Source organism: Phreatobacter aquaticus, from assembly GCF_005160265.1.
Taxonomy (GTDB): domain Bacteria; phylum Pseudomonadota; class Alphaproteobacteria; order Rhizobiales; family Phreatobacteraceae; genus Phreatobacter; species Phreatobacter aquaticus.
This window is the reverse complement of the sequence record NZ_CP039865.1, coordinates 3,190,975-3,217,926: the sequence shown is the minus strand read 5'-3', so window position 1 is coordinate 3,217,926 and position 26,952 is coordinate 3,190,975. Positions and strand designations below refer to the sequence as shown.

26 protein-coding genes and 2 riboswitches are annotated in these 26,952 nt (G+C 66.1%); of the genes, 17 read left to right on the top strand and 9 right to left on the bottom strand.

Annotated elements, in window-relative coordinates; translation table 11 throughout:
* Positions 1-41 precede the first annotated feature (41 nt).
* A complete protein-coding gene (locus E8L99_RS15065) occupies positions 42-689 on the bottom strand; it encodes a tetratricopeptide repeat protein (protein WP_137100314.1) in 648 nt (215 codons plus the stop codon).
* Between the two features lie 147 nt (positions 690-836).
* Positions 837-1,415, bottom strand: a complete 579-nt coding sequence (locus E8L99_RS15060; RefSeq protein WP_137100313.1) for an NnrU family protein — start codon at positions 1,413-1,415, stop codon at positions 837-839.
* Between the two features lie 137 nt (positions 1,416-1,552).
* Between E8L99_RS15060 and E8L99_RS15055 the strand changes: the two genes are divergently transcribed.
* Positions 1,553-2,206, top strand: a complete 654-nt coding sequence (locus tag E8L99_RS15055) for a hypothetical protein (RefSeq protein ID WP_137100312.1) — start codon at positions 1,553-1,555, stop codon at positions 2,204-2,206.
* 113 nt (positions 2,207-2,319) lie between these two features.
* A complete protein-coding gene (locus E8L99_RS15050; protein WP_137100311.1) occupies positions 2,320-2,811 on the top strand; it encodes a hypothetical protein in 492 nt (163 codons plus the stop codon).
* On the opposite strand, the gene metE is transcribed toward E8L99_RS15050, so the two are convergent.
* On the bottom strand, positions 2,808-5,159 hold the full coding sequence (metE, locus tag E8L99_RS15045) for a 5-methyltetrahydropteroyltriglutamate--homocysteine S-methyltransferase (RefSeq protein WP_137100310.1): 2,352 nt from the start codon (positions 5,157-5,159) through the stop codon (positions 2,808-2,810). The genes E8L99_RS15050 and metE overlap by 4 nt on opposite strands.
* A gap of 109 nt (positions 5,160-5,268) precedes the next feature.
* A riboswitch (cobalamin riboswitch) is annotated at positions 5,269-5,479 on the bottom strand.
* A gap of 112 nt (positions 5,480-5,591) precedes the next feature.
* Positions 5,592-5,804, top strand: a riboswitch (cobalamin riboswitch).
* Positions 5,805-5,915: 111 nt separating this feature from the next.
* Here metE and E8L99_RS15040 point away from each other — a divergent pair.
* From E8L99_RS15040 to E8L99_RS15030, 3 genes are all read left to right on the top strand, one after another.
* Positions 5,916-8,798 carry a ribonucleoside-diphosphate reductase subunit alpha gene (locus E8L99_RS15040; protein WP_137100309.1) on the top strand — a complete coding sequence of 961 codons (2,883 nt, stop codon included), beginning with the start codon at positions 5,916-5,918 and terminating at the stop codon, positions 8,796-8,798.
* A 233-nt stretch (positions 8,799-9,031) separates the two neighbouring features.
* Complete coding sequence (locus tag E8L99_RS15035; protein WP_137100308.1) at positions 9,032-10,147, top strand: ribonucleotide-diphosphate reductase subunit beta; 1,116 nt, start codon at positions 9,032-9,034, stop codon at positions 10,145-10,147.
* Positions 10,148-10,197: 50 nt separating this feature from the next.
* A complete protein-coding gene (locus E8L99_RS15030) occupies positions 10,198-10,809 on the top strand; it encodes an SCO family protein (RefSeq protein ID WP_252511121.1) in 612 nt (203 codons plus the stop codon).
* Positions 10,810-10,815: 6 nt separating this feature from the next.
* On the opposite strand, the gene E8L99_RS15025 is transcribed toward E8L99_RS15030, so the two are convergent.
* Positions 10,816-11,163, bottom strand: coding sequence for an arsenate reductase (locus E8L99_RS15025; RefSeq protein ID WP_137100307.1), 348 nt, complete (start codon positions 11,161-11,163; stop codon positions 10,816-10,818).
* A 271-nt stretch (positions 11,164-11,434) separates the two neighbouring features.
* Between E8L99_RS15025 and E8L99_RS15020 the strand changes: the two genes are divergently transcribed.
* Positions 11,435-12,409, top strand: a complete 975-nt coding sequence (locus E8L99_RS15020; protein ID WP_252511120.1) for a TY-Chap domain-containing protein — start codon at positions 11,435-11,437, stop codon at positions 12,407-12,409.
* Between the two features lie 221 nt (positions 12,410-12,630).
* Positions 12,631-13,500 (top strand): CPBP family intramembrane glutamic endopeptidase, encoded by an 870-nt coding sequence (locus E8L99_RS15015; protein WP_137100306.1) that lies wholly within the window; start codon positions 12,631-12,633, stop codon positions 13,498-13,500.
* A gap of 15 nt (positions 13,501-13,515) precedes the next feature.
* Here the strand turns inward: E8L99_RS15015 and guaA are convergent, their stop codons facing one another.
* The 3 genes from guaA to E8L99_RS15000 form a co-directional block, all read right to left on the bottom strand.
* Positions 13,516-15,066, bottom strand: a complete 1,551-nt coding sequence (gene guaA / locus E8L99_RS15010) for a glutamine-hydrolyzing GMP synthase (protein ID WP_137100305.1) — start codon at positions 15,064-15,066, stop codon at positions 13,516-13,518.
* A gap of 87 nt (positions 15,067-15,153) precedes the next feature.
* On the bottom strand, positions 15,154-16,458 hold the full coding sequence (locus E8L99_RS15005; RefSeq protein WP_137100304.1) for an RsmB/NOP family class I SAM-dependent RNA methyltransferase: 1,305 nt from the start codon (positions 16,456-16,458) through the stop codon (positions 15,154-15,156).
* A 72-nt stretch (positions 16,459-16,530) separates the two neighbouring features.
* Entirely contained in the window at positions 16,531-17,787 is a 1,257-nt protein-coding gene (locus tag E8L99_RS15000; protein ID WP_137100303.1) for a GGDEF domain-containing protein, read from the bottom strand.
* A gap of 283 nt (positions 17,788-18,070) precedes the next feature.
* On the opposite strand from E8L99_RS15000, the gene E8L99_RS14995 reads away from it, so the two are divergent.
* The 3 genes from E8L99_RS14995 (at position 18,071) to E8L99_RS14985 (ending at position 19,761) form a co-directional block, all read left to right on the top strand.
* Positions 18,071-18,433, top strand: coding sequence for a hypothetical protein (locus tag E8L99_RS14995; protein ID WP_137100302.1), 363 nt, complete (start codon positions 18,071-18,073; stop codon positions 18,431-18,433).
* Between the two features lie 403 nt (positions 18,434-18,836).
* Complete coding sequence (locus E8L99_RS14990; protein ID WP_137100301.1) at positions 18,837-19,214, top strand: hypothetical protein; 378 nt, start codon at positions 18,837-18,839, stop codon at positions 19,212-19,214.
* 202 nt (positions 19,215-19,416) lie between these two features.
* A complete protein-coding gene (locus E8L99_RS14985; protein ID WP_137100300.1) occupies positions 19,417-19,761 on the top strand; it encodes a hypothetical protein in 345 nt (114 codons plus the stop codon).
* Between the two features lie 68 nt (positions 19,762-19,829).
* Here E8L99_RS14985 and E8L99_RS14980 read toward each other — a convergent pair whose 3' ends face one another.
* Positions 19,830-20,258 carry an MAPEG family protein gene (locus tag E8L99_RS14980; RefSeq protein ID WP_137100299.1) on the bottom strand — a complete coding sequence of 143 codons (429 nt, stop codon included), beginning with the start codon at positions 20,256-20,258 and terminating at the stop codon, positions 19,830-19,832.
* 168 nt (positions 20,259-20,426) lie between these two features.
* Here E8L99_RS14980 and E8L99_RS14975 point away from each other — a divergent pair, with 168 nt between their 5' ends.
* Positions 20,427-20,840 (top strand): hypothetical protein, encoded by a 414-nt coding sequence (locus E8L99_RS14975; protein ID WP_137100298.1) that lies wholly within the window; start codon positions 20,427-20,429, stop codon positions 20,838-20,840.
* Positions 20,841-21,034: 194 nt separating this feature from the next.
* A complete protein-coding gene (locus tag E8L99_RS14970) occupies positions 21,035-21,664 on the top strand; it encodes a hypothetical protein (RefSeq protein WP_137100297.1) in 630 nt (209 codons plus the stop codon).
* Between the two features lie 78 nt (positions 21,665-21,742).
* Here the strand turns inward: E8L99_RS14970 and guaB are convergent, their stop codons facing one another.
* Positions 21,743-23,236, bottom strand: coding sequence for an IMP dehydrogenase (gene guaB, locus E8L99_RS14965; protein WP_137100296.1), 1,494 nt, complete (start codon positions 23,234-23,236; stop codon positions 21,743-21,745).
* Positions 23,237-23,473: 237 nt separating this feature from the next.
* Here guaB and E8L99_RS14960 point away from each other — a divergent pair, with 237 nt between their 5' ends.
* The 5 genes from E8L99_RS14960 to E8L99_RS14940 all read left to right on the top strand — a co-directional run bounded on the left by E8L99_RS14960 (position 23,474) and on the right by E8L99_RS14940 (position 26,948).
* Entirely contained in the window at positions 23,474-23,971 is a 498-nt protein-coding gene (locus E8L99_RS14960) for a hypothetical protein (RefSeq protein WP_137100295.1), read from the top strand.
* A gap of 61 nt (positions 23,972-24,032) precedes the next feature.
* Positions 24,033-25,175, top strand: a complete 1,143-nt coding sequence (locus E8L99_RS14955; RefSeq protein WP_137100294.1) for an Mrp/NBP35 family ATP-binding protein — start codon at positions 24,033-24,035, stop codon at positions 25,173-25,175.
* Positions 25,172-26,062: a formate dehydrogenase accessory sulfurtransferase FdhD gene (locus tag E8L99_RS14950; protein ID WP_137100293.1), complete on the top strand. Its 891-nt coding sequence runs from the start codon at positions 25,172-25,174 to the stop codon at positions 26,060-26,062. The genes E8L99_RS14955 and E8L99_RS14950 overlap by 4 nt, the downstream gene beginning before the upstream one ends.
* Positions 26,055-26,684 carry a molybdenum cofactor guanylyltransferase MobA gene (gene mobA, locus E8L99_RS14945; RefSeq protein ID WP_137100292.1) on the top strand — a complete coding sequence of 210 codons (630 nt, stop codon included), beginning with the start codon at positions 26,055-26,057 and terminating at the stop codon, positions 26,682-26,684. Before E8L99_RS14950 ends, mobA begins: the two co-directional genes overlap by 8 nt.
* Before the next feature lie 66 nt (positions 26,685-26,750).
* Entirely contained in the window at positions 26,751-26,948 is a 198-nt protein-coding gene (locus E8L99_RS14940; RefSeq protein WP_137100291.1) for a hypothetical protein, read from the top strand.
* Positions 26,949-26,952: the final 4 nt, after the last annotated feature.

Sequence of the window (26,952 nt, the reverse complement as noted above, 5' to 3'; positions counted from 1 at the left end):
GGCTGTGGTCCGTTCGGTTGGTTCAACGGGCGTCATTGCCATCAATTGCCGAGACCGGCAACGATGGTCGCAATCAATTCGGCGCGGCCTCGGACACCCTGCGGCGTCTCGGTATCCAGCTGGATCGCCTGCAGCCAGCGCTCGGCGCCGGCCTTGTCGTTGGCCCGCATCGCAGCGAGCGCCAGCACTTCACGGGCCGAATGGCGATAGGCCTGACCGGGACCGGCGAGCGGCTCCATGCGCTTGATGATGTCGGCCTGGGGGGCGGTATCGACCAGCAGGTAGGCGGCACGGACGCGGGCGACGTCCTGCAGCAACGGCCCGATCGCCGGATCGGCGGCGAGTGCGTCCAGAGCCTTGACGGCGCCATCCTTGTCGCGGACCGCCAGTTCTGTCGCCTGGCGGAAGCGGGAGAGGATGCGATAGCCCGAAGGGGCATCGGCGGCGATGGCGGCGAACTGCTTTTCGGCTTCCGGGCCATCAGTGCGCGAGACCCGCATGGCTGCTTCGAACCGGGCGCCGGCGGCCGCCGATTTCTGTTCCTGTTGCCAGTCATAGAAGCGCCAGCCGCCGACAACGGCGACAACCAGCACGGCGACTGTCAGCATCGACGGCCAGTATTTCGACCAGAGCGCCTCGAACCTGGCGCGCCGCAGGTCCTCTTCAACTTCATCAAAAATGTCGGACATCACTGGATCCAAAAGGCGGCGCACCCCGTCCCTTGGGGGAACGGGGCCGCGATAAGAGGCGCGGAACCTATCAACTCCCCCTATCCGACGCAAACGCGGCGGCAGCGGGGCACAACGGGAAGAAAAACCGCACCCGCCGCGACGGGCTTACCGCAGGATGGCGGGCACCCCGATGAGCAACGGATGCAGCCAAATGGCCATGACCACGGTCGCGACAAGGCCGCCGCCGATGGCGATGGCATCGCCGATGCCCCAGGGCGCGGACGCAGGCTCGACCTTGTCGGGCCGCGACTTCAGCGAAATGCGGCTCGCGACTGCCCAGGCAAGGAAACCGCCGAACAGCAGGATCGACGCCAGATCGCCATTCGCCAGGAGATGCCCCAAGGCCCAGGCCTTGACGCCAACCAGCATGGGGTGTTTCAGCGTCGACTTGATCTTGCCATTCGGCGCATAGGCCGCTGCCAGGCTGATGAAGGCGATTGTGACGAGCAGCGCCGTCACATGCCCAAGGAACCGCGGCGGGTTCCATATCTGCACATAGCCGGCGGCCCGCGCGGCGCCGAAGCCGTAGATGATCAGGGCCAGTCCGGCGAAGGCTGCGAGCGTATAGAGCCCCTTATAGGGTCCGGGCCCCACCTTTCCGATCAAGGCGGCGCGTGGCGCGCGCATCATGGTGAGACCATGCACGCCGAGGAATATCCCCAGGCCGACAATCAAAAACGTCATGATGCTCCCCATCTGCGCCACAATTCAGCGGCAGAGGTTATATCCCTCATACGAACTGGCGACTCGATGACCGTACCACTGGGCCAGTTTGCAACGGAAGCGGTATCGGTTTGTCCCCGTCATCCACCCTCGATCGCATGAGCCATTCTGCCGAAGCGGCCACCGCTGCGGCTCTCGATGGCCGAACGGATTTCCCCGTTCAAGGCTTCGAGGATCGCCTATACGATCCGGAACAGGAGAGAGCTGTCGCTCGTCGCCTGCGCGGTGTCCGATGGCGGCGCCTGATGGTGACCGGGGGCGCTCTCGCCCTTGCCGCCGCAGGAGCCACCGGCCTGACGCTTGCCAGCCGCGATGCCGTCCAGGGCTCGGTACGCACGGAAACGGTCGCGACAACAACCCCCGCCCCCGTCACGGCCCCGATCCTTCAGGTCGGCCCGCAGCCCGCCGCCTCCCCTGATACGCCGCCCGTGCTCTCGTCCGCGAGCTCGACACCGGCCCGGCTGGTGACCCCGCCAGCCAGCGATCCGAACAAGCTGCAGGAGCGGATCGCAACGGCGACGCCCGCCACGCCTGAGCCCCTTGGAGCCGCCCGCGCCTTTTCGCCCCCAACTGACAGCAACGGCACGACGCCGGAGGGTATCCGGCGCATCCCGCTGGCCGCCGGCGGGCGCGCGCTAGTGCCGGCACAGGGCGAACAGCCCGCCTCGCCTGCCGTCGCCGCAGTCGAACCCACCCAGCCCATGGCAGCAACGGCCCCACTGCCGCCGCGTCGGCCGAACAGAGCGCCGTGATCGCTGCCGGCGGAGGTCGGCAGCTGCCGAAACAGGCCCGCCCCTGCCGGGCCATCGCGCGGAAACCAGCGGCCTCTAGCACCTGAGCCCATGCGCTCGGGACCCTGTTCATCATGAGAACCTTTAGCTTCACCATCGCCGGCGGGCTTGCCGGATTGATCGGCGGCTTCGCGCTGGGAATCGGCATCGGATTGCTTGCCGTCGAGCTGTCCCATGCGCCGGATGTCGAGGGCGGAGCGGGAATGATGGTCGTCTTCGTCATCGCGCCGATGGTGGCGCTTGTCTCAGCGCTGATCGGCGCGGTGTGGGCCGGTGTCGCGACCTCGCGCCGCGCCCGGCTCCGCCAGCTGGGTGAGTTGCCTCCTCGCGGCGCCTGGCCGCTCAAAACCCGGATTGCCGTTGGAATCGCGACCGGCCTCATTGTCGGCTATGCTGCGGGCCTCGCACTGATCCAGGCTTTCGACCTCATCCGCGGCTCGCACTTCTACACGACCTATGCCGCAGCCCTCGTCGCCTCGTGGATCCCCGTGCTGGTGGCCCTCGTTAGCGCGGCGCTCGGCGGATGGATCGGCGGGCGCACCCGCCCGCCGACCTCTGTCGCCTAGCGTGCGGCAAGCCGCATCTGGCGCGCGGCCTCGACCATGTTGACCAGCGCCGGCCGCACCTCGGCCCAGCCGCGGGTCTTCAGACCGCAGTCGGGATTGATCCAGATCTGCTCATCGGCGAGCCGCCGGCGCGCAAGCTTCAGGAGATCGACCATCTCGGCCACCGCCGGCACGCGCGGCGAATGAATGTCATAGACGCCGGGGCCGATCTCGTTCGGGTACTGGAAGGTGCGGAACGCATCGAGCAGCTCCATCCGAGAGCGCGAGGTCTCGATCGAGATGACGTCGGCATCCATGGCCGCGATCGCATCGATGATGTCGTTGAACTCGGAATAGCACATGTGGGTGTGGATCTGCGTTTCGTCGCCGACGCCCGAGGCGCAGAGCCGGAAGCACTCCACCGCCCAGTCGAGATAGGCCGGCCATTCCGCACGGCGCAGCGGCAGACCTTCGCGGAGCGCCGCCTCGTCGATCTGGATCATGGCGGCGCCCGCCTGTTCGAGGTCGGACACCTCGTCGCGGATGGCAAGTGCGATCTGCCGGCAGGCCTGACTGCGCGGCACGTCGTCGCGCACGAAGGACCAGTTGAGGATGGTGACCGGGCCGGTGAGCATGCCCTTCATCGGCCGCGTGGTGAGCGACTGGGCATAGCGCCACCAGCCGACTGTTATCGGGGTCGGCCGCGCGACGTCGCCGAACAGGATTGGCGGCCGCACACAACGGGAACCATAGCTCTGCACCCAGCCGTGGCGGGTGAAGGCAAAGCCTGCGAGCTGTTCGCCGAAGTACTGCACCATGTCGTTGCGCTCGAACTCGCCATGGACCAGCACGTCGAGGCCGATCTCCTCCTGCCAGCGCACGGCGCGTTCGGTCTCCTCGCGCAGGAAGCCGTCATAGGCGGCCTGGTCGATGGTGCCCTTGGCATGGGCGGAGCGGGCCTTGCGGACTTCCGCCGTCTGCGGGAACGAGCCGATCGTGGTGGTCGGGAAGGCCGGCAGGCCGAAGCGGCGGCGTTGCTTGCCGGCGCGGATGGCGAAGGCGCTGGCGCGGCTCGCCATGGCGGGCGTGACGGTGGCCAGCCGCGCGGCGACCGCGGCATCGTGGACCTTCGGCGAGATGCGCCGCGCGGCCAGAGCCGCGGCCGATGCCGCAATGGCTTCGCCGACGGCCGCCCGCCCCTCGCAGAGGGCCCGGCCAAGGATCGCCAGTTCCTCCATCTTCTGCACCGAGAAGGCGAGCCAATTGACGAGGTCCGGATCGAGGTCGCGTTCCTGCACCAGATCGACCGGCACGTGCAGCAGCGAGCAGGACGGGGCGATCTGGATATGGTCGGTGCCGCGCCGCGCCACCACCGGTTCCAGCCGGTCGAGAATGGCGCCGAGATCAGCGCGCCAGATGTTGCGGCCGTCGATGATTCCGAGCGACAGGACGAGGCCGCGCGGCGCCTTGGCCAGAACCCGGTCGAGCTGGTCGGGCGCGCGGGCAAGATCGATGTGCAGGCCCGCGACCGGCAGGCCGAAGGCCGTATCGATATTGGCGCCGAGCCCGCCGAAATAGGTCGTCAGCATGATCTTGAGGCCGGGAAGCGCCCGGGCGATCGCCTGGTAGGTCTGCCGGAGCACGGTGGCTTCAGCCTCGGTCAGGTCGAGCGCGAGGCAGGGCTCGTCGATCTGCACCCATTCGGCGCCATTGGCATGGAGACGCCGGAGCATGTCGATATAGGCCGGCAGCAGATCGCCGATCAGTGCCAGCGGCTCGAAGGAGCCGTCCCTGGCCTTGCCGAGCTTGAGGAAGGTGACGGGACCGACAAGGACGGGCCTCGTCTGGTAACCCAGTTCCCTGGCCTCCAGGAACTGGTCCAGCGGCTTGAGGGTGGCGAGCCGGAACTCCTGGCCCCGTTCGAATTCGGGGACCATGTAGTGGTAATTGGTGTCGAACCACTTGGTCATCTCCAGCGCCGGCACGCCCGCTTGATCAGCGTGGCTGGTGGCGCAGCCGCAATCGTCTGTCTTCCCGCCAAGCCGCCCGCGCGCCATGGCGAAATAGGTGTCGAGGGTGACCGGGCCGCCGTCCCAGCCGAACCGGTCAGGGATCGCGCCGACCATGCAGGCGAGATCCAGCATGTGGTCGTAGAGCGAGAAGTCGTTGGACGGGATGACACGGATCCCGAGGGCCTTCTGGCGGGCCCAGTTGGCGATGCGCAGCGCACTCGCCGCCTCCATGAGGGCCGATTGGCTGGATTCGCCGGACCAATAGCGTTCGAGCGCGAGTTTCAGTTCGCGTCGTGGGCCGATGCGCGGCACGCCGAGCGTGGCGGTGGAAAGAGTGGAGTGACGGATGGTCGACATGGCTTTACCCCGATTGATGGGGCGAGGCCTCGATCAGCGCACGCATGCGGGACGACGGCCGGTCGCGCGGACCAGCCGTTGGCAAGCGACACACTGGGACACCCCGCCCGTGGACGTTGATGTCGAGGCAGGTCTCCTGGCTCACGGGTCACGGCCCTCGTCCGGGTCTTCCCAAAACCTGACGGTTCCAGTGACGCTGAATGGACGACGGCTCGCCGCTGACAGTTGCGGGGGCAGCTCCGGCCTTGCCCTGGGGCGCACCGGATTCCCTCTTAGCTTCGGGCAAGCAGGCCCGAAGAACCACGACGCGCTCAGCATGGGGGAAACGGCGGCGATGTCAAGAATGATATAAAGACATGTTTATGTCCTTAATTGCTATATCGTCCACGCTGTCCACAGCCACGACGGATTGACAGTTCAGGCACCCCACCCACTACATATGGGCGTCGAGGTCTTCCGATTCCCGTCGGAAGCTAAGAGGGAATTCGGTGTGGTCCGCTCGCAGCGGGCCAAAGCCGAAGCTGTCCCCGCAACTGTAAGCGGCGAGCTTTCGTCCACTTCGTGTCACTGGGGCCAGGCCCTGGGAAGACCGGACGAGAGCCGCGACCCGCGAGCCAGGAGACCTGCCCCGACGCGACGATCAACCATGGGCGGGGTGTCCCAGAGGTGCGCTTGGACTTGCGGGGGACGGTGTGCCGTCCGCCCGCACGGGCGTTTCCTGTTCCCCCCGCCTGCAACCAGCGCCGGGGCCCAGCCATGTCTCTCGAAGTCCAATCCGAATCGCAGGCCGCGCGGCCTCATCCCGTAACGGCCGGCGGCGCAACGGCCGCCGCGACGCCCGGCTATCAGGTGATCCGGCGCAACGGCCTCGTCACACCGTTCGACCTTGCCAAGATCTCGGTCGCGCTAACCAAGGCCTTCCTGGCGGTGGAAGGCAACAGCGCCGCCGCCTCCCGCCGCGTCCACGACATCGTGGCGGAGCTCTCGGCGCAGATCGCAGCCAGCCTCGCCCGCCGGGCCGATGCAGGCCGCACCTTTCATATCGAGGATATCCAGGACCAGGTGGAACTGGCGCTGATGCGCGGCGAACACCACAAGGTGGCGCGCGCCTATGTGCTCTATCGCGAAGACCGGGCCCGCGAGCGGGCGCGGAGTGCGCCTCCGGCGGCCGTTCTCGCCGAGCCCGCGCCGGTGTTGCGCATGACGGCGGCCGATGGGTCGCTTGTGCCGATCAAGCGCGCGCGGCTCGCCGCCGTGGTCGAGGAAGCCTCTGCCGGCCTCGACGGCGTGTCAGCAACCGCGATCCTGACCGAGACGGGGCGCAATCTCTATGACGGGATCTCGGCCGACGAACTGGCCCAGGCGCCGATCCTGGCGGCCCGCACCTTCATCGAGACCGAGCCGAACTATGCCAAGGCGAGCGCGCGTCTGCTGCTCGACAAGCTGCGCAGCGAGGTCCTGACCTTCATCGATGGCTGCCCCGAGCAGGCGACGCAGGCCGAGATGGCCGGGCGCTACGGCGCCTATTTCCACGCCTATCTCGCCAAGGGCATTGCCGCCGAGCTGATCGACCCGGAGCTGCAGCGCTTCGACCTCGGGCGGATCGCCGCAGCCCTCAAGCCGGAGCGTGACCTGCAATTCGACTATCTCGGCCTGCAGACGCTCTATGATCGCTATTTCCTGCATGTCGAGGGACGCCGCTTCGAGCTGCCGCAGGCCTTTTTCATGCGGGTGGCGATGGGGCTGGCGCTGCGCGAGATCGACCGCGACGCCCGCGCCATCGAATTCTACGACCTGCTCTCCTCCTTTGATTTCATGGCCTCGACGCCGACCCTGTTCAATGCGGGCACGCTGCGCCCGCAGCTCTCCTCCTGCTTCCTGACGACCGTGCCGGACGATCTCGACGGCATCTTCAAGTCGATCCGGGACAATGCCCTGCTCGCCAAATATTCCGGCGGACTCGGCAATGACTGGAGCCGGGTGCGCGGGCTTGGCGCCCACATCAAGGGCACCAATGGCGAGAGCCAGGGTGTGGTGCCGTTCCTGAAGGTCGCCAACGACACGGCGATCGCGGTCAACCAGGGGGGCAAGCGCAAGGGCGCGGTCTGCGCCTATCTCGAGACCTGGCACATCGACATCGAGGAATTCCTCGATCTCAGGAAGAACACCGGCGACGACCGCCGCCGGACCCATGACATGAACACGGCGAACTGGGTGCCGGACCTGTTCATGCAGCGGGTGGCGGAAAACGGCCCGTGGACCCTGTTCTCACCCGACGAGACGCCCGATCTCCACGATCTCTACGGCAAGGCCTTCAAGACGGCGTACGAGGCCTATGAGGCCAAGGCCGCGCGCGGCGAGATGAAGGTCACCCGCGAGGTGCGCGCGGCCGATCTTTGGCGGCGCATGCTGACCATGGTGTTCGAGACCGGTCATCCCTGGATCACCTTCAAGGATCCCTGCAACATCCGCTCGCCGCAGGGCCATGTCGGCGTGGTCCATTCGTCGAACCTCTGCACCGAGATCACCCTCAACACGTCGAACGACGAGGTGGCGGTGTGCAATCTGGGGTCCGTCAACCTCGCCCAGCATGTGACGCCCCGCGGGCTCGACCGGGCCCGGCTGGCGGCGACGGTGAAAACCGCGATGCGCATGCTCGACAATGTGGTCGACATCAATTTCTACACGATCCCCGAGGCGCGCCGCTCCAACCTGAAGCACCGGCCGGTGGGCCTCGGGATCATGGGCTTCCAGGATGCGCTGCAGGCGCTGCGGCTGCCCTATGCCTCGGACGCGGCGGTGCGCTTCGCCGACGAGAGCATGGAGGCGATCGCCTATGAGGCGATCTCGGCTTCGGTGGATCTCGCCGCCGAGCGCGGGCGCTATCCGAGCTTTGCGGGCTCGCTCTGGTCGCGCGGCATCCTGCCGGTCGATTCCATCGAGCTGGTCGCGGAGGCCCGTGGCGGGCTCGATTGCGACCGTTCACAAACCCTCGACTGGGCGGGCTTGCGCCAACGCGTGATGACCATCGGCATGCGCAATTCCAACTGCATGGCGATTGCGCCGACGGCGACCATTTCGAACATCTGCGGCGTCGCCCAGTCGATCGAGCCCGCCTACCAGAACCTGTTCGTCAAATCGAACATGTCCGGCGACTTCACGGTCGTGAATGCGGCGCTGGTCCACGATCTCAAGGCGCGTGGCCTGTGGGACGAGGTGATGGTCTCGGATCTCAAATATTTCGACGGGTCGGTCGGCCAGATCGACCGCATCCCGGACGATCTCAAGGCGCTCTATGCCACCGCCTTCGAGATCGATTCATCCTGGCTGATCGAGGCGGCCGCGCGCCGCCAGAAGTGGATCGACCAGGCGCAGTCGCTCAACCTCTATATCGCCAACCCCTCGGGCAAGAAGCTCGACCAGCTCTATCGGCTCGCCTGGGAGCGGGGGCTGAAGACCACCTATTACCTGCGCTCGCGCTCGGCGACCCATGTGGAGAAATCGACGCTGAAGGGCACCGACGGCAAGCTGAACGCGGTTTCGGCCAGCATTCCGGTTGCGGCCGCCCCGATCGTGCTCGGCGAGGCCTGGGGCCAGGCCTGCGCGGTCGACGATCCGACCTGCGAGGCGTGCCAGTAGCGCCCGTTTCCGAATTCCTGCCCTGAGCCCCTCACCCTAACCCTCTCCCCGCATGCGGGGAGAGGGGACGTCTCCGCCCTCTCTTGCGGACACCCGCTCTGCAGCTGAGACGCTCTGTCTCCCCGCCAAGAGAGATGGTGCCGCTGTTTCCTTCTCCCCGCCTGCGGGGAGAAGGTGCCCCAACGGGGCGGATGAGGGGCCACAGACCCGAACAATCTCTGGAGAACATCGCCATGCTCGACTGGTCCGAACCCGTGTCCGCCCCTGCCCTCCCCCTGCCGCCTGCCGCCCCCGCCGATATCACCGGCCTCGGCACCATCGACCGCTCCGGCGGCCGGGTCTCGGTCGACGAGAAGCGGATGATCAATGCCCGCGCCGATGTGAACCAGCTGCTGCCGATGAAATATCGCTGGGCCTGGGAGAAATATCTCGCCGGCTGCAACAACCACTGGATGCCGACGGAGGTCTCGATGCAGGCCGATATCGCGCTGTGGAAGTCGAAGGATGGGCTCACCGAGGATGAGCAGCGCATGCTGAAGCGCAATCTCGGCTTCTTCGCCGCGTCCGAGAGCCTGGTCGCCAACAACATCGTGCTGGCGATCTACCGCCACCTGACCAATCCGGAATGCCGGCAATATCTGCTGCGCCAAGCCTTCGAGGAGGCGGTCCACACCCACACGTTCCAGTACATCGTGGAGAGCCTTGGCCTCGACGAGGGCGAACTGTTCAACATGTATCGCGAGGTGCCCTCGATCACCGACAAGGCGGCCTGGGCGCTGAAACACACGCAGAACCTCGACGATCCCGCGTTCCAGACCGGCACACCGGCAGCCGATCAGGCCTTCCTGCGCGACCTTGTCGCCTTCTATGTCGTGTTCGAAGGCATGTGGTTCTACACGGGCTTTGCGCAGATCCTGTCGCTCGGCCGGCGCAACAAGATGGTCGGCATTGCCGAGCAATATCAGTACATCCTGCGCGACGAGAGCATCCACCTGAACTTCGGCATCGACGTGATCAACCAGATCAAGGCCGAGAACCCGCACCTGTGGAGCCATGCCTTCCAGGAAGAAGTCAGGACCATGCTCAAGGATGCAGCCGAGCTCGAGGCAGCCTATGGCCGGGACACGATGCCACGCGGGTTCCTCGGTCTCAACGCGGCGCTCTGCGAGCAATATATGCACTTCATCGCCAACCGGCGCTGCGCGCAGCTGGGCCTCGCTCCCGTCTTTGCCGAGACAGAGAACCCGTTCCCCTGGATGTCGGAAGCGATGGACCTGAAGAAGGAGAAGAACTTCTTCGAGACCCGCGTTATCGAATATCAGAACGGCGGTGCGCTCACTTGGGATTGAGCGCCAACAGGCCCATATGAGCGCCAGCATCGTCCAACCGGAACCGACCCATGCAGCGCCTGCGCACGCTTCGCCTTGTTCTCTGGGCCCTTGTCGTCGTGGCGCTGGCCGGCGCCGGTTGGCTCTACTGGGAGGCAAGCCGGGGCCCGGATACCGACCGGGCGCCGACCGGCAACACGTCCAGCATAGGCGGGCCGTTCGAACTGACCGACGAGGACGGCAACCGCTTCTCGTCGGCAACGCTTGCCGGCAAGCCCTTCGCCATCTTCTTCGGCTTCACCCAATGCCCGGACGTCTGCCCGACGACCATGCTGGAAATGGCCAATGTGATGCGGGAGATCGGCGAGCCGGCGCGCGACTTCAAGGTGCTGTTCGTCACCATCGACCCCGAGCGCGACAAGCCTGACATGCTCAAGGCCTATACCGATTCCTTCGATGCCCGGATCATCGGCCTCACCGGCACGGCCGAGGAGATCGCTGCCGTGACGCGCGCCTACCGCGCTGTCTACCGGAAAGTGCCGACCGAGGGCGGCTACACGATGGACCACACGGCCATCGTCTATCTGATGAACCGGCAGGGCCAGCTCACGTCCACCATCGCCTATGGCGAGCCACATGATTCAGCGGCCGACAAGCTCAAGCGGCTGCTGGCCGCGAACTGAGCGGCGTCAGGCGAACAGGCCCGCATAGACGTCCGGCTTGAAGCCCACGGAATAGCGCCCGTCGCGGTCGAGCACGGGGCGCTTGACCAATGTCGGGTGTGCGAGCATCAGCCGGATCGCCGCGTCGCGGTCGATGCCGGCACGCTCAGCCTCGGGAAGCTCCTTGAAGGTCGTGCTCTGGCGGTTGAGCACGGTTTCCCAGCCAAGTGCAGCCACCCAGGCCTCCAGTGTCGGGCGATCCAGGCCTTCGGCGCGAAAGTCGTGAAAGCGGTGGGCGATGTGATGGCTGTCGAGCCAGGTGCGCGCCTTGCGCACGGTATCGCAGGTCTTGATGCCGTAGATAGTGGTGGTCATGGGGCTGCACTCTAGCTGTGTGGTGCCGCGACCTTGAAGCCGGACGCGCTCCGCGACAAGGACCAGCGTGGCGGCCTCAAGGCGCCGAAGAGGCGGAAGAGCCCTGCCTTCGCACCGACATCGATGCGACCTCACTCCGGCATTTACCGTATTAATATTGCATCTTGACTCAAATTTTTGGTATGTTCTTTTTTTGTTCCGATTATTTTACTCCAGCCGCCAGTTACGGACGGGCCTTCGTCCGCTGCGGGCAATGTTGCAGGAGATTAGCATGGGAAAATCTCGGCGGACTCTGGTGACGCGGGTGCTCGCCATCGCGCTCATGACGATAGGCCTTTCCGGCAACAGTCAGGCCCAGCCCGCCCGAGGGCGGATCGCCGAAGCGCTCGACAACATCACGACATTGCTGCGCAGCGGCCGGGTCGGCTACGCAACGATCTGGGACGGCAACATCTATGTTCAGTGCCGCCGACTTCCCGACCGAAGCCTCCGCTGCGAGGCAGCCGGCACATTGCTGCAGCCCTCGCTTCGCCATGTGCTGACCGGCGATCGGCTGGCCGCGCTCGCCCAGGCCAGCTGGGTGCTGGATGCAAGTTTTGGCCATCACGTGCGGGTCTTTGTGCCGAGTGAGCCGACGGACCGAGCCGCGCAGGCCATCCTCGCCGTGCTGCAGGACATTTACGGCGCGGATCCTGCAGCGCTCCAGGTCCAGACGGCCTGGGTTCTCGACATGCCCTGCCCGCCCCGGAATGGCCCCAGCCAGAACCTCGCAGGCCTGGTGAACGACGCGCCGTCGATGCGCCCGACCGCCATTTTCGCCTGTTCTTATGCGGCGGCGGCGCCGCCCCAGACCGTGACGTCGGCCGCCGAACTGGTCGATCTCTACAGCGTGAGCGTCGCAGCCGAGATTCAGCGGCTTCGGATCAACGCGGCGCGCCGGGTTCACACCGTCTTCGACGCCGGCATCGGCTATATCCAATGCATGCCGGAGCGGCAGGCTGCCGCGATCTATTGCGAGGCTCAGTCGGCAGAGAGCTGGCCCGCTCTGGCGGCCATCCTGACGCCTGATCGGCTGGGGCGCCTCAGGCGCGCGGGCTATGCGCCGCCTGGCCGAGGCCCCAACCATTCCCGCAGCTATTCGATCGAGGTCTTCGACGACGTCGCGCTGGCACGTGAGATTCTCACCCTGCTTCACGACGTCTATGGCTACCAGGGCGCTGCGGCCCTGAAGGTCCTGACCGAGTGATCTTGCGGGACTGGCCGATGCTGTTGGTGAGGCCAAGTTCGCTAGCGGTGCAGACGGGAGCGCAGCCGAGGACATTCATGTCGACGGAGACGCCGTGGCGGCCCGGCTATCGATTGGCCTGACGTAACGGCAATCGCCCTTGTCGGACGGTTTGACCCTCGTCCATGATGCGCCAGCACCATCGTTCGTGGTGCCACACCCTACCTGGCACGAGATCCGACATGGATAGCCTCGCATCACCCAAGCCTCCCCTTGTCCTGCGCATAGCGCAGTTTCCGCTGGTTCGGCTGCTCGTGCTCGGCGGAGGCCTGTTCTTCCTGATGGCCGTCCACGGTGGCTTCATGATCAAGCTTGCCGGCATGCCGTGGCTGCGTCTGGCCGTGACGGTCGCCATGGTAGCTGCGGCGCTGGCGATCTATGCCGGTTTCGTCCTGCTGGTGGAACGCCGCGCGGTCGGCGAACTGTCCCTTGCGGCCATGCCGCGCGAACTGGGGATAGGCCTCCTGATCGGCGCCGGCCTCTACACGGCCTGCGTCTTGATCCTGATGCTGCTCGGCATCTACCGGATCGAGGGACTGAACCCCTGGTCCTTCATGCTGCCGGCCGTGGTCATGGCGCTCAGCTCAGGCATTTTCGAGGAACTGGTGTTCCGGGGGGCGCTGTTTCGCATCGTCGAGGAATGGCTCGGCAGCTGGATCTCGCTCGTCGTGTCGTCGCTCGTCTTCGGCATCACCCATCTGATCAATCCGCAGGCCACGCTGCTCGGCGCCCTGTTCATCAGCGTCGAGGCCGGCCTGCTGCTCGCCGCCGCCTACATGGTGACGCGCCGCCTGTGGATGAGCTTCGGGTTCCACATGGCCTGGAACTACACGCAATCCGCTATCTTCTCCGGCATCGTGTCCGGTGGCGTCAGCGAGCCCGGCCTGATCCGGAACACGATCCAGGGGCCTGTCCTGCTGACCGGCGGCAATTTCGGCCTGGAATCCTCGGTGATCGCGTTCCTGCTCTGCACCACCACCGGCGTGGTGCTGCTGGTCATGGCCGTGCGGCGCGGCCATGTGGTGCCGCCCTTCTGGGAGCGCCAGGCTTGAGGGAGCGGCGCTCCCTCACTCCCACTCGATCGTGCCCGGCGGCTTCGACGTCACGTCATAGACGACTCGGTTGATGCCGCGGACTTCGTTGATGATGCGAGTCGCGGCACGGCCGAGGAAGTTCATGTCGAACGGGTAGAAATCGGCGGTCATGCCGTCGACCGAGGTCACGGCGCGCAGCGCGCAGACGTGATCGTAGGTGCGGCCGTCGCCCATCACGCCGACGGTGCGCACGGGCAACAGCACGGCGAAGGCCTGCCAGATGATGTCGTAGAGGCCAGCCTTGCGGATCTCGTCGAGATAGATCGCATCGGCCTTGCGCAGGATGTCGAGCTTTTCCTCCGTGATCTCGCCGGGGCAGCGGATGGCGAGGCCTGGCCCCGGGAATGGGTGGCGGCCAACGAAGCTCTCGGGAAGCCCCAGCTCGCGGCCGAGCGCGCGGACCTCGTCCTTGAACAATTCGCGCAAGGGCTCGACGAGCTTCATGTTCATGCGCTCGGGCAGGCCGCCGACATTGTGGTGGCTCTTGATCGTGACCGAGGGGCCGCCGGTGAACGAGATGCTCTCGATCACGTCGGGATAGAGCGTGCCCTGGGCCAGGAACTCGGCGCCGCCGACAGCCTTGGCCTCCTTCTCGAACACCTCGATGAACAGGCGGCCGATGGTCTTGCGCTTGGTCTCGGGGTCGCTGATCCCGGCGAGCTCGCCGAGGAACAGTTTCGCCGCGTCCACATGGACCAGCGGGATGTTGTAGTGGCCGCGGAACAGGTCAACCACCTCGCGCGCCTCGTCCTGGCGCATCAGGCCATGGTCGACGAAGACGCAGGTGAGCTGGTCGCCGATCGCCTCATGGATCAGCACGGCGGCCACTGAGGAATCGACACCGCCGGAGAGGCCGCAGATCACCTTGCCCTTGCCGACCTGGGCGCGGATCTTGGCGATCATCTCCTGGCGGTAGGCCGCCATGGTCCAGTCGGCCCTGGCGCCGGCGATCTTGCCAACGAAATTCTGGATCAGCTTGGCGCCATCCGGCGTGTGCACCACTTCCGGGTGGAACTGAACGGCGTAGTAATTGCGCTTCTCGTCGGCAATCGCGGCATAGGGCGCATTGTCGGAGGTCGCGACGACCTCGAAGCCCTCAGGCAACCTCGTCACCCGGTCGCCGTGGCTCATCCAGACCTGATGGCGGGTGCCCGGCTCCCAGACGCCGTCGAACAGCTTGGTCGGCTTCTGCACGTCAAGGAAGGCGCGGCCGAACTCGCGGTGGTGGCCGGCTTCCACCTTGCCGCCGAGCTGCTCGGCCATGGTCTGCTCGCCATAGCAGATGCCGAAGACCGGCAGCTTGTCATCGAAGATCAGCTGGGGCGCACGGGGCGAGAAATCTTCCGTCACCGAGGCCGGGCTGCCGGAGAGGATGACACCCTTGGGCTTCAGGCGCTTGTAGGCAGCCTCCGCCGACTGGAAGGGGTGGATCTCGCAATAGACACCGGCTTCGCGCACGCGCCGCGCGATCAGCTGGGTTACCTGCGAACCGAAATCGATGATGAGGATCGTGTCGTGGGTCATGCCTTCGGTTAAGGCCTTGCAAAGCAAGGTGCAACCCCGTCCGTCACGACGTCCCCATGCGGATGCGCGATTGCGCTCGGGCGCGCCTCACTTCACCCGTTCGACGATGGCCAGGAAGAAGCCGTCCGTGCCCGTGCGCCGCGGCGTCAGCTGGATGCCGTAGCCCCCAGGCGAGACGAGATCGTCACGCTCGGAAAGGGTATCCGGCGCCAGTGCCAGGATTTCCTGCGGATCGACCGAGGCGAAGGCGGGATTTGAGGCCAGAAACGCCTTCACCCGCTCGTCGTTCTCGCGCGGCAGGACCGAGCAGGTGACATAGGCAATGCGCCCTCCCCGCTTCACCAGCTTCGCCGCACGGGCCAGCACGAAATCCTGCTCCTTCATGCGCTCGTCGAGCGCACCGGGCCGGACCCGCCACTTGGTGTCGGGATTGCGCCGCCAGGTGCCGACGCCGGTGCAGGGCGCATCAACCAGAACAAGATCGATCTTGTCGGCGAGATCGGCGAGCGGCTCGTCACCGCGCGTTTTCGGGGTGCGCACCTGAACATTGCGGGCGCCGGCGCGGGCCAGCCGGTCGTGGATCGGGGCAAGCCGGCGCGCGTCGGAATCGGTCGCGTAGATCTGGCCGGAATTGTCCATGAGGGCCGCGAGTTCCAGCGTCTTGCCGCCACCGCCAGCGCAGAGATCGACCACCTGCATGTCGGGGCCGACGCCGGTCATGGAGGCGACCAGCTGCGAGCCCTCGTCCTGGATCTCGAACAGGCCTTTGAGGAATTCCGGCGTGACCTGGAGCGTGGGCCCACGGCCGTCGTCGCCATGGCCGAAGCGCAGGCCGGTGGGGGCATGGGGGGTGAGTTCGGGATGGAGATGGGCAAGCTCCGGCACAAGCCGCATGCGCTCGGTCTTCAGCGTGTTGACGCGGATGTCGATCGGCGCGCGGGCCGAAAGCGCCGTCATCTCGGCAACGACCTCGTCACCGAAGGCTGCGGCGAGATCGTCGCTCAGCCAGTCGGGGAAGTCGCCGGCAACCGCCGCGGGAGCCTTCGAGAGATCGAGCTTGTCGAGCGCCTTGGCCTCGGCCGCCGTCAGCGCCTCGGGCGCGAAACGTTCGCCGGTGCAGAGCGCCGCGATCTCGGCGCGCGACTGGCCGCGGGCCAGCGCCAGCGCACCCAGCAGGATGGCGCGCGGGGTCGCCTCGCCCATCACATGGGCGCTGGAGGCCCGCCTGCGCAGGCAATCATAGACGAGGCTCGCAATGGCCGCGCGATCCTTGGATCCGGCGAAGCGATGCGCCAGGCCCCAGTCCTTCAGCGCGTCGGGCGCGGGGCGGCGGCGGGTCTCGATGTCGGAGAGCACCTCGATGGCGGCAGACAGGCGGGCGGACGGCGTCACGGCGGCTCCTTGGAAGGCCGTTCTGGTACGCGCTCAGGGCGCCATTGGGCAAGGGAATCTTGGGTCCGGCGCTCACGCCGCGCGGTGGAAGTCGCCGCCATCGGCAGGCTTTGCCGGCCGGCCGTCGGTCGGGGCCGCCGGCGAGCCCTGAACCCGATTGCGACCGGCGGCCTTCGCCGCATAGAGGGCAGCATCGGCGGAATCGATCGCCGCGCCGAGGTGGGCAGGATCACCGGTTTCACCTGCGCCAATGCCGATGCTCATGGTCACGAGACCGAAGGGCGAACCGGCATGGGGCACGGCCATGCGCTCCAGCGCGCGCCGCATGCGCTCGGCAACGCGCAGGCCGGCCTCGATCGACGCTTCCGGCAGGATGGCAATGAATTCCTCGCCGCCGAAGCGGCCAATGATGTCGGTGCCCTCGCGCACCGCGCTCGCCACGGCCTTCGCCACCAGGGTCAGGCAGCGGTCGCCCTGGAGATGGCCGTACTGGTCGTTGAAGAGCTTGAAATGGTCGACATCGATCATCAGCACCACGAAGCCGCGGCCCGCACCGCCATGCTCGAGCAGGGCAGCGACCCGGGAATCGACTCCGCGCCGATTGGCGAGGCCCGTCAGCGGATCGACATGCGACATGAGCTCAAGTTCGGTGGCCATCTTCTGCAGATGGCGCTGGGCGAGCTGATCCTTGAGCCGCATCAGATAGGCCCGGCGCATGTCGCGCTCGATGCTGTAGCCGGCCAATAATGTCATGCCGGCGCAGACGACGAATCCAAAGGCCGCCATGACGCCCACGGCCGAGGGCATCAGAGGGTGCCACAGGCATATGGCGACGTGCGCCGCGACCGCCACGACCGATTGCACGACGGCATAGCTGAAGGCGGGACGCAGCACGACGTTGCCCAGCATCACACAAATGACGGCGAAATACTGGTAGTGCGCCACGAGCGGATCGCGCGACACTGAGAAGACCGCGAGAACGCCGGCGGTCATCGTCAGGGGAATGCTGGAGATCAGCAGGTTGCGCGCCGTCGGCCCGACCGGCCTTCGGATCAGCGCCATGGCGATCAAGATCCAGGGTGTGACCAAGGCGACATGCAGGACAAGCGCCAGGCTGAACGCATCGCCGGCGAGCAGGTAGTCGCCGACCAGGAACAGATTGTAGATCACCACGGTGCGCAGCATGACGATGCGCAGTGCATGCAAGTGGCGGTTGCCGGTATCGGCCTCGAAACGCGCCTCCACCTCAACGGGGAACATCAGGTCCCAACGCCGCGAGCGCTGGGCGCGCGTGACATCGTCCGCTGATAGGCTCGCCTCGATCATCATCCGTAAGGATATTCCAGGTTGCTGGCCGGCTTGCCGGGAGTTCCAGATTGACCAAGCGGAACGATGCGGAGGAAGCCCTGAACGGATGAATAATCCGGCCGCGGAAAGCCGGTAAATTGGCGCGCATTGAATCCAGAATGGTTGACCAAAGGTCACCCGGATTGCGGACTCGCGAGGTGCCCGCAAACATTCTCGTTGCGCGTTCGAACCTTTTCAGGCGCCGCCGCCACACATGGCCGATGGGGTGACACCAGCCACTGTCTCAAACCCAAGGACCAGACCCATGACTTCCATCAAGACACTCGCTCTCGCCGCAGCCGCTGTTGCCGGCCTCGGCATGTTCGCCTCCACCGACGCAGAGGCCCGCGGCTTCGGCGGGCGCGGCGGCGGGTTCCACGGCGGCGGGTTCCGCGCCGGCGGCTTCCATGGCGGCGGACACCGCCATATTGGCGGCCTCAGGCTCGGCGGCCATCGTCACATCGGCCACCGTCACGGTGGATACTGGCGGGGTGGCCGCTGGTGGCCCTATGCGGTCGGCGTGGGCGTGATCGGCACCGGCGCTGTGATCGCCGCGAGCTGCTACCGCGTCCGGTGGGTGGACACGCCCTATGGCCTTGTCCGCCAGCGGGTCAACATTTGCGACTGATCGGTCTGATCCGAGCCATCGGAACAGAGGCGGCCCTGGTCATTGACCGGGGCCGTTGCTGTTCCGGCGGTCGGAGGGCTGTGTTGGAGGAGGAGGATCGGCCGCCTCGGACAATCAGCAGGTCTCCATGGACACTGATATCTGCCAATTTCTATCGATCTCGCCTGCTCCGGCCGCAGCCTTCTTCCAAATCCACCAGTCCAAATCACACTGATTTTTGAGTATTCCTCGATTTTCTTGCCTGTTATTTTACAAACTATGCTGTTGCACTGCACACATCATGGCTTTCCGTACGTGCGGAGGCTCCGCTTTTTCAAGCTTGCCAGTACGGCACCCGAGGTATCTAATCTTCTCGGGCGGCATCATAATGAGAGTCCTTTCGAGGCAAATGGGAGAAAACGCCATGCTTGGACGTCGATCTTTCCTGACGGCGATAGTTGGTGGCGCGGTGGCGCTTGCCGGGTCGCAAGTGGCGGAGGCTTCGGTCATCGAGACCACGGCACCGACCGGTTCGATGCTGGACGCCCTCAAGGCCATGAGCCCTGGTGCGGCGGGTGAAGCGCCGACGGAGATGCAGCGGCGCGGCGGCTTCCGCGGTGGCGGACGCGGCTTCCGCGGTGGCGGGTTCCGTGGTGGCGGAGGCGGCTTCCGACGGTTCGGCGGTGGACCGCGTTGGGGTGGTGGACCGCGCTGGGGTGGCGGACCGCGCTTCGGTTTCGGCCCTCCGCGGCGTTGCTGGATCAATCGCTGGGGTGAGACTGTCTGCCGGCGCGTCTGGTAATTTCGGACAATTCAGGACGGGAGGGCTGGATCAACCGCCCTCGGTCAATCAGGAACGGCAGCCCTCGGGCTGCCGTTTCGCGTTCTGATGGCGGCTTCAAAAAAATCCGCGATCCCCGCTGAACCTTTTGTCCTGGCCGGGAGACCCATGGAGGACAGGGCGGCCGAGCCGGCAGCCCAACCCGAGCCCAAGGATCACTGCCATGACCTCCATCAAGACGCTTGCTCTCGCTGCCGCCGCCGTCGCCGGCCTCGGCCTGTTCGCCACCACCGATGCGGAAGCCCGTGGCTTCGGCGGACGCGGCGGCGGGTTCCACGGTGGCGGTTTCCGCGCCGGTGGCTTCCATGGCGGCGCCCGCCACTTCGGCGGCCATCATTTCGCGGGCCATCGTCACGGTGGCTACTGGCGCGGTGGCCGCTGGCTGCCCTACGCGGTCGGCGTGGGCGTGATCGGCACCGCGGCCGTCATCGCCGACAGCTGCTACCGCAGCCGCTGGGTCGACACTCCCTACGGCCTCGTTCGCCAGCGCGTGAACATCTGCGACTGATCACCGCCCGCCGTGCATGACCTCCCCTTCCCGACTTGGCTCCGGTCGCAAGACCGGAGCCTTTGTCGTCACAGGGCGGCGATCAGGATTCCGACGAGCATGGCTGCCAGAACCACAACGCCACCGGAGAAGATCGCAAACCGGCGGCGCACATTGTTGGTCCCGATATGCTCGATGGCATGGGCGATCCGGCTTGCCACATAGCCCCAGGCCAGCACCGTCATAACCGGACCAGTGGCGCCGACATGGATCGCCACCATGATCAGGACATAGAACAGAACCGGTGTTTCGAACTGGTTGGAGAAATTGTTCGCGGCCTGCTTGGCACGCTCGGGCCAGGCGGTCGACGACACGGCGACATCTCCCAGCCGGACCTCGCGCGCGCTCAAGGCCTTGAGCCGCAGCCTCCCCATCACGCCGAGCACCGCCAGCGTGAGCGCGATCTGCACCAGCAGCGGCCAGATGAGCGACAAGCCGCCCGCATTCATGGTTCCCATCGGGTCATCCTCCTGCGGCAGTGTGCCTTGGCGGCACAGCCTTAACCTTTTTTAAATGGATCAATAGATTCTGCCTAATTCCATGTATGGTAAGGAGAAGGACGCAATTCTGCGGAACCTTCCGTAGCGGTCTCCCTCTCTGCTGCGGATGAACTGGGGAGAAATGTCATGCGTATTGCCATCAAGACCAGGATCGCCGCGCTTGCGGCGGGCGCTCTGATGATCGGATTGACCGCTGCCGCGCCGACGGCCCGCGCTGCGGAGATCGTTGATCGCTCGGCGATCGTCTCCGATGCGACCCCGCTCGAAATGCAGCGCCGTGGCGGCTTCCGCGCCGGCCCGCGCATCGCCGGCCGTCCGGGCGGTGGTTTCCGGCCCGGTCCGTATCGTGGTGGCCCGCGTCGCGGCAACGGCAATCTCGGTGCTGCCATCGGCATCGGTGCCGCAGCCCTGATCATCGGCGGCGCAGCTGCCGCCGCTTCGCAGCAGCGTCGCGAAGAATACCGCGAGTGCTGGGTCGAGCGCCGCTGGGTCGACGGCCCGTATGGTCCGGAGCGCCGCAACATCCGCGTCTGCAACTGATCTGACGCCATAGGACCGAAGGTCCTTGCTCTTGTCGGCCCCGATCCCCGGATTGGGGCCGATTTGATTCCAGGTGTCGCAGAGCGGTCAAGGAAATACCGGATTCCAGGCTCTCACTGATCCGTATCGCTGCGACCTTCGACCCGGTCGCGCCTGCCGCTATAAGCACCAGCGGCATGAAGGGAGAGACGACAATGACACTCGCCAACAAGCGGAACGGCCTCGCGATCGCCGCAGGCATCCTGGCACTCGGCCTTGGTTCGGTGGGGCCGATGAATGCGGCCCGCGCCAGTGAGGCTCATCCGGCCGCAACGATACCGGCCGCGTCCAGTGAGCCTGTGGAGATGCAGCGCCGAGGTGGCGGCGGCGGATTCCGCGCTGGCGGAGGCGGCGGATTCCGTGGGGGCGCCTTCGCGGGCGGCGGCGGTGGCTTCCGTGCTGGCGGATTTGGAGGCGGCCCGGCGTTCCGGGCAGCGCCTGGCGGGTTCAGGCCGGGCATAGCAAGGCCGGGCTTTGCCGGCCCCGCGCTCGCCGGCACGGGCTTCATTCGCCGGGGCCCCATCGCACCGGGCTTCCGGCCGCCCGGCGGCTGGGTTCGTCCCGGCTTCGTGCGCTATCCGCGCCCGGGCTTCATCTTCTATCCCGGCTACGGCTATTGGTATCCCGGCTACAATTTCTATCCGGGCTATGGCTGGGCCCTGCTGGGCGGCGCGGCCGTTGGAGCAGCAGCGGTTGGCTACGGCGATTGCTGGGTCGAGCGCCGCTGGGTCGACGGTCCCTGGGGACCGGAAGTGCGCCGCGTCCGCATTTGCAACAATTACTGAGCTGAATCTCGGTACAAACGACAATGGCCCGGATCGCTCCGGGCCATTTTTGTGGGTGACGTCAGTGTCCGAGTGCAATCACACCCGGCCGCCATTCGGATAGTTCGGGCTTTCGCGGGTGATGGTCACGTCATGGACGTGGCTCTCGCGCAGGCCGGCGCTGGAAATGCGCACGAACTCGGCCTTGGTGCGCAGTTCCTCGAGGGTCCGGGCGCCGGTATAGCCCATGGCTGCGCGCAAGCCGCCGACCAGCTGGTGGACGACGGTCGAGACCGGGCCCTTGTAGGGCACCTGGCCTTCAATGCCCTCCGGCACCAGCTTCAGCGTATCCTTCACCTCGGCCTGGAAGTAGCGGTCGGCCGAGCCCCGCGCCATGGCGCCCACCGAGCCCATGCCGCGATAGCTCTTGTAGGAGCGGCCCTGCCACAGATAGACCTCGCCTGGCGCCTCGTCGGTGCCGGCAAGAAGTCCGCCGATCATCGCGACTTCGGCGCCAGCAGCCAGCGCCTTGGCGAGATCGCCGGAGAACTTGATGCCGCCATCGGCGATGACCGGTGTGCCGGTCGCCTGCGCCGCCTCGACGCTCTCCATGATGGCGGTGAGCTGGGGTACGCCGACGCCGGCCACCATGCGGGTGGTGCAGATCGTGCCAGGACCGATGCCGACCTTGATGGCGTCGGCGCCGGCATCGATCAGGGCCTTGGTGCCGGAGGCCGTGGCGACATTGCCAGCCACGACCTGGACCTTGTTCGACAGCCGCTTGATGCGCGCGACCTGGTCGAGGACCTTCTGGGAATGGCCATGGGCCGTGTCGACGACGACCAGATCGACGCCCGCATCGATCAGCAATTCGGTGCGCTCATAGCCCTGCTCGCCGACCGTGGTGGCGGCGGCAACGCGCAGGCGACCCTGCTCGTCCTTGCAGGAATTGGGGTTGGCGACCTGCTTTTCCATATCCTTGACGGTGACGAGGCCGACGCAGCGATATTGATCGTCGACAACCACCAGCTTCTCGATGCGGAACTGGTGGAGCAGGCGCTTGGCCTCGTCCTGCACCACGCCCTCGCGGATGGTGATCAGCCGGTCCTTGGTCATCAGTTCGGAGACCGGCTGGTTCGGATGGGTGGCGAAGCGCACGTCGCGGTTGGTGAGAATGCCGACGAGCCGGCCGGCCTTGCCGTCGGGGCCGCGTTCGACCACCGGAAAGCCCGAGAAGCCATGCTTCTTCATCATCGCCTGGGCCTCGGCAAGCGTCGCCTCGGGCGCGATGGTGACCGGGTTCAGCACCATGCCGCTCTCGAAGCGCTTGACCTGGCGAACCTGCTCGGCCTGGGCCTCGGGGTCGAGATTGCGGTGGATGACGCCGATGCCGCCGGCCTGGGCCATGGCGATCGCCATGCGCGCTTCGGTGACCGTGTCCATGGCGGCCGACATGATCGGGATGTTCAGGCTGATGGTGCGGGTGATCCGCGTCTTGGTATCGGCCTCGCCCGGCATGACATCCGACAGACCCGGCCTCAGCAGCACGTCATCGAAGGTCAGGGCTTCGTCGAAAGTCTTCAGAACGGCCATGTGCCAACTCCTGGTGGGTAAAGCGTGGCCAGGCCCTGAAAAAGGTGGAAGGCGCGACTCGGCTTCGAGTTTCGGGTTGACGAAAGTTGCTACCACGGGTCGCCAAGGGCTCCAAGCCGCGATTGTGCATCCAAGACATGATCTCGCTGTGTTGAACGCCTGACCCGATCTCGTGATCGCGTTGAACCTTCCCGATCGCCGGCGCGACACATAGGTGAAACATCCTCGGAGCTTGTCATGCTGCTGTTCGAACCGCGCCTTATCACCTCGTTCTTCGAACCCCGCATGCTGACAACCGCCACCCTCATTGCGGCACCGACACTGATGTTCCTGATAGCCAGCCTGCTTTTCCTTCTGATGACCGGCCGCAGCTCCGCCGCAGAACCGCAGCGGATCGAGATTCGCGGTGGCGAGTCGGTCGAGGTGCCCGGCCCCAACGGCGCGCCCATCACGTTGAAATTCTCGCGCGTCATCAGCGTTGGCCGCTGCGTCGCGCCGGCCAATTGCCAACGGACCAGCGCCCCCGTCGTGGAGATCGAGCAGGTTCAGCCGGCCCGCGGTCAGGCCGCGCGCTTTCGCCTGTCGCCAGCGGCTCACCTCGCGGCGCCCTTCGTGCCGGTGCAGGGTCGTTTCATCGCCTTCGGAGAGCTCGTCACACCGCCGCGTGAACTGACCAGCGCCGGCCGCCCGACACCGCTCGACGGCTATGTTCTGCGTCTGACTGTCACTCCGTAAGGCCTGCCCTTCCGCACGGCACGGCGATGGCCTATGTCACATCCCTCACCCGAGGGGTTCCATGGTCAGTCAGCAACAGGTCGCCCGCGCGCTCGAACTCGTGAAGCTGCCGGCCAGCGGCCAGTCGCTCACGGCATCCGGGCGGCTCTCCGACATCATCGTCAATGACGGCAAGGTGATGGTGGCGATCGCCATCGATCCGACCGAAGCCGCCGCCATGGAGCCGGTGCGTCTTGCCGCGCAATCGGCGATTGGCGGCCTGCCCGGCGTGACCCAGGCGCTGGTGTCGCTGACCGCCGACCGTCCGGATGCCAAGGCCCCCCAGCGGGTGCCGCCTTCGACCCAGCCGCATGTGATACCGGGTCGGCCGAGCCAGCCCCCCTCGCCCAAGGCCACCACCATTCCCGGCGTTGCCCATGTCATCGCGGTCGCCTCCGGCAAGGGCGGTGTCGGCAAGTCGACGACGGCCTGCAACCTCGCTCTAGCGCTCGCCGGTCTCGGCAAGCGTGTCGGCATCCTGGACGCGGATATCTATGGGCCGTCGCTGCCGAAGCTGTTCGGCCTGCATGGCAAGCCGCGCGTGATCTCGGGCCGGACGCTGGCGCCGCTTGAGAATTTCGGCGTCAAGGTCATGTCGATCGGCTTCCTTGTCGAGGAAGAGACGCCGATGATCTGGCGCGGACCGATGGTGATGAGCGCCATCACCCAGATGCTGCGCGAGGTTGCCTGGGGCGATCTCGACGTGCTGGTGGTGGACATGCCGCCCGGCACTGGCGACGCGCAGCTGACCATGGCGCAGGCGACCCCGCTCGCCGGCGCCGTCATCGTCTCGACGCCGCAGGATCTCGCCCTCATTGACGCTCGGCGCGGCGTCGCCATGTTCCGCAAGACCGAAGTGCCGATCCTCGGCATTGTCGAGAACATGAGCTATTTCATCGCTCCCGATACCGGCAATCGCTACGACATCTTCGGCCATGGCGGCGCGAGACGCGAAGCCGAACGCCTCGGCGTGCCGTTCCTCGGCGAAATCCCGCTCGACATGAAGCTGCGCGAGCGTTCCGACAGTGGCCAGCCGATTGTCGCGACCGATCCCGGCAGCCCCAATGCGCTTGTCTATCGCGACATCGCGGCCCAGGTCTGGGCGAGCCTGACCGGTGTCGGTGACGTGACGATCAAGCCGCCGCCGGCCATCGTGATCGAGTGAGCAGCGTGACCGGCCCCCGCATCGTTCCCAATCCGCACGATCCACGGCTCACCGAGCGCGTGACTGGCGTTGATGAGCGTGGCGAGACGATCGAAACGGCAGTCACGGTCGAGCGGCCGCTGACGCTCTACCTGAACGCCCAGGAGATTGTCACGATGATGACGATCGGCGATTACCCTGAATATTTGGCGATCGGCTATCTCTTAAACCAGAACATGCTGAAGCCGACCGATGTGGTCACCGGGGTCGACTATGACGAGGACCTCGAAGTGGTGGTGGTGCGCACCGACACCAACACCAATTTCGAGGAAAAGCTGAAGAAGAGGACCCAGACGTCGGGGTGCGCCCAGGGCACGGCTTTCGGCGACCTGATGGAGGCGCTGGGCGATATCGAACTGCCCAAGACGCCACTCCGGACGTCCTGGCTCTACCGGCTGACCAGCGCCATCAACACCATGCCGTCGCTGTACCTCACGGCCGGCGCGATCCATGGATCGGTGCTCTGCCGCGAGGACGAGCCACTGGTCTATATGGAGGATGTCGGCCGCCACAACGCCGTCGACAAGGTTGCCGGCTGGATGTACCGGCACGGCGAGACCGGCGCCGACAAGATCTTCTACACGACCGGGCGGCTGACCTCGGAAATGGTCATCAAGACGGTGCGGATGGGCATTCCCGTGCTGGTCTCGCGCTCCGGCTTCACAGCCTGGGGTGTGCAGCTTGCGCGCCAATGCGGCCTGACCCTGATCGGGCGGGCAAAGGGCAAGCGGTTCGTGGCGCTGGCCGGCGAGGACCGGATCATCTTCGACCAGGACCTCGCCTATGTCGCCGAGGAAAGTTCGAAGAGCCGGCGCAAAGGTGGCTTCGATGGTGGTTCCGATGATTGAGCCGCCGCCGACCCTGGGCGTGCTGCTGGCCGGCGGCCTCGCGCGCCGCATGGGTGGCGGCGACAAGCCGATGAAGACCGTCGGCGGCCGGACGATCCTCGACCGGGTCGTCGAACGGGTCTCGCCGCAATGCGAGGCGCTAATCGTCAATGCCAATGGCGATCCGCTGCGCTTCGGCTTTCTGGGTCGCCCGGTAGTCGCCGATGATGTGCCGGGCTTTGCGGGACCGCTTGCCGGCATTCTGGCAGCACTCGACTGGACCGCCACACACCGTCCCGACATCCAATGGGTGCTGTCGGTTGCCACCGATGCGCCGTTTCTGCCGCGCGACCTCGTCGCACGCCTGCATGCCGCGCGGCTGGCGGAAGGCAAGGCGCTCGCCTGCGCGAAATCGGGGGATCAGGTTCACCCGGTGATCGGTCTCTGGCCGGTGGCGCTGCGCGAGAACCTGCGCCATGCGCTGGTGGTCGAGGATATCCGCAAGATCGACCGCTGGACCGCCCGCCATGGCTGCGCCGAGGCCGTCTGGCCGGCCGAGCCGTTCGATCCGTTCTTCAATGCCAACAGCCCGGAGGATCTTGCCGAGGCAGACGCCGTGCTGATGCGTCACCACGACGCTTGAACGGTTCCAGCAAAGTGGTAAATTGAAAGAAGAAACAACAGCTTCTGAGGAAGCGTGGGGGAACAGATGAAAGCCATTCTTGCGTCATTCGGCATCGCGATCCTGCTGGCGGCCGGCGCTGGCTTTGTCCTCAACACCGAGCTGCAGACCACTGCCGACGCGCGCTATGTCGGGTCAGGCGCCGTGCTGCGCCATGGCGAAGCCGGCAGCAATCTGGTCGGCAAGGACTGGAGCGGCACCAATCGCGGCGGCGCCAGCCACTGAGCGC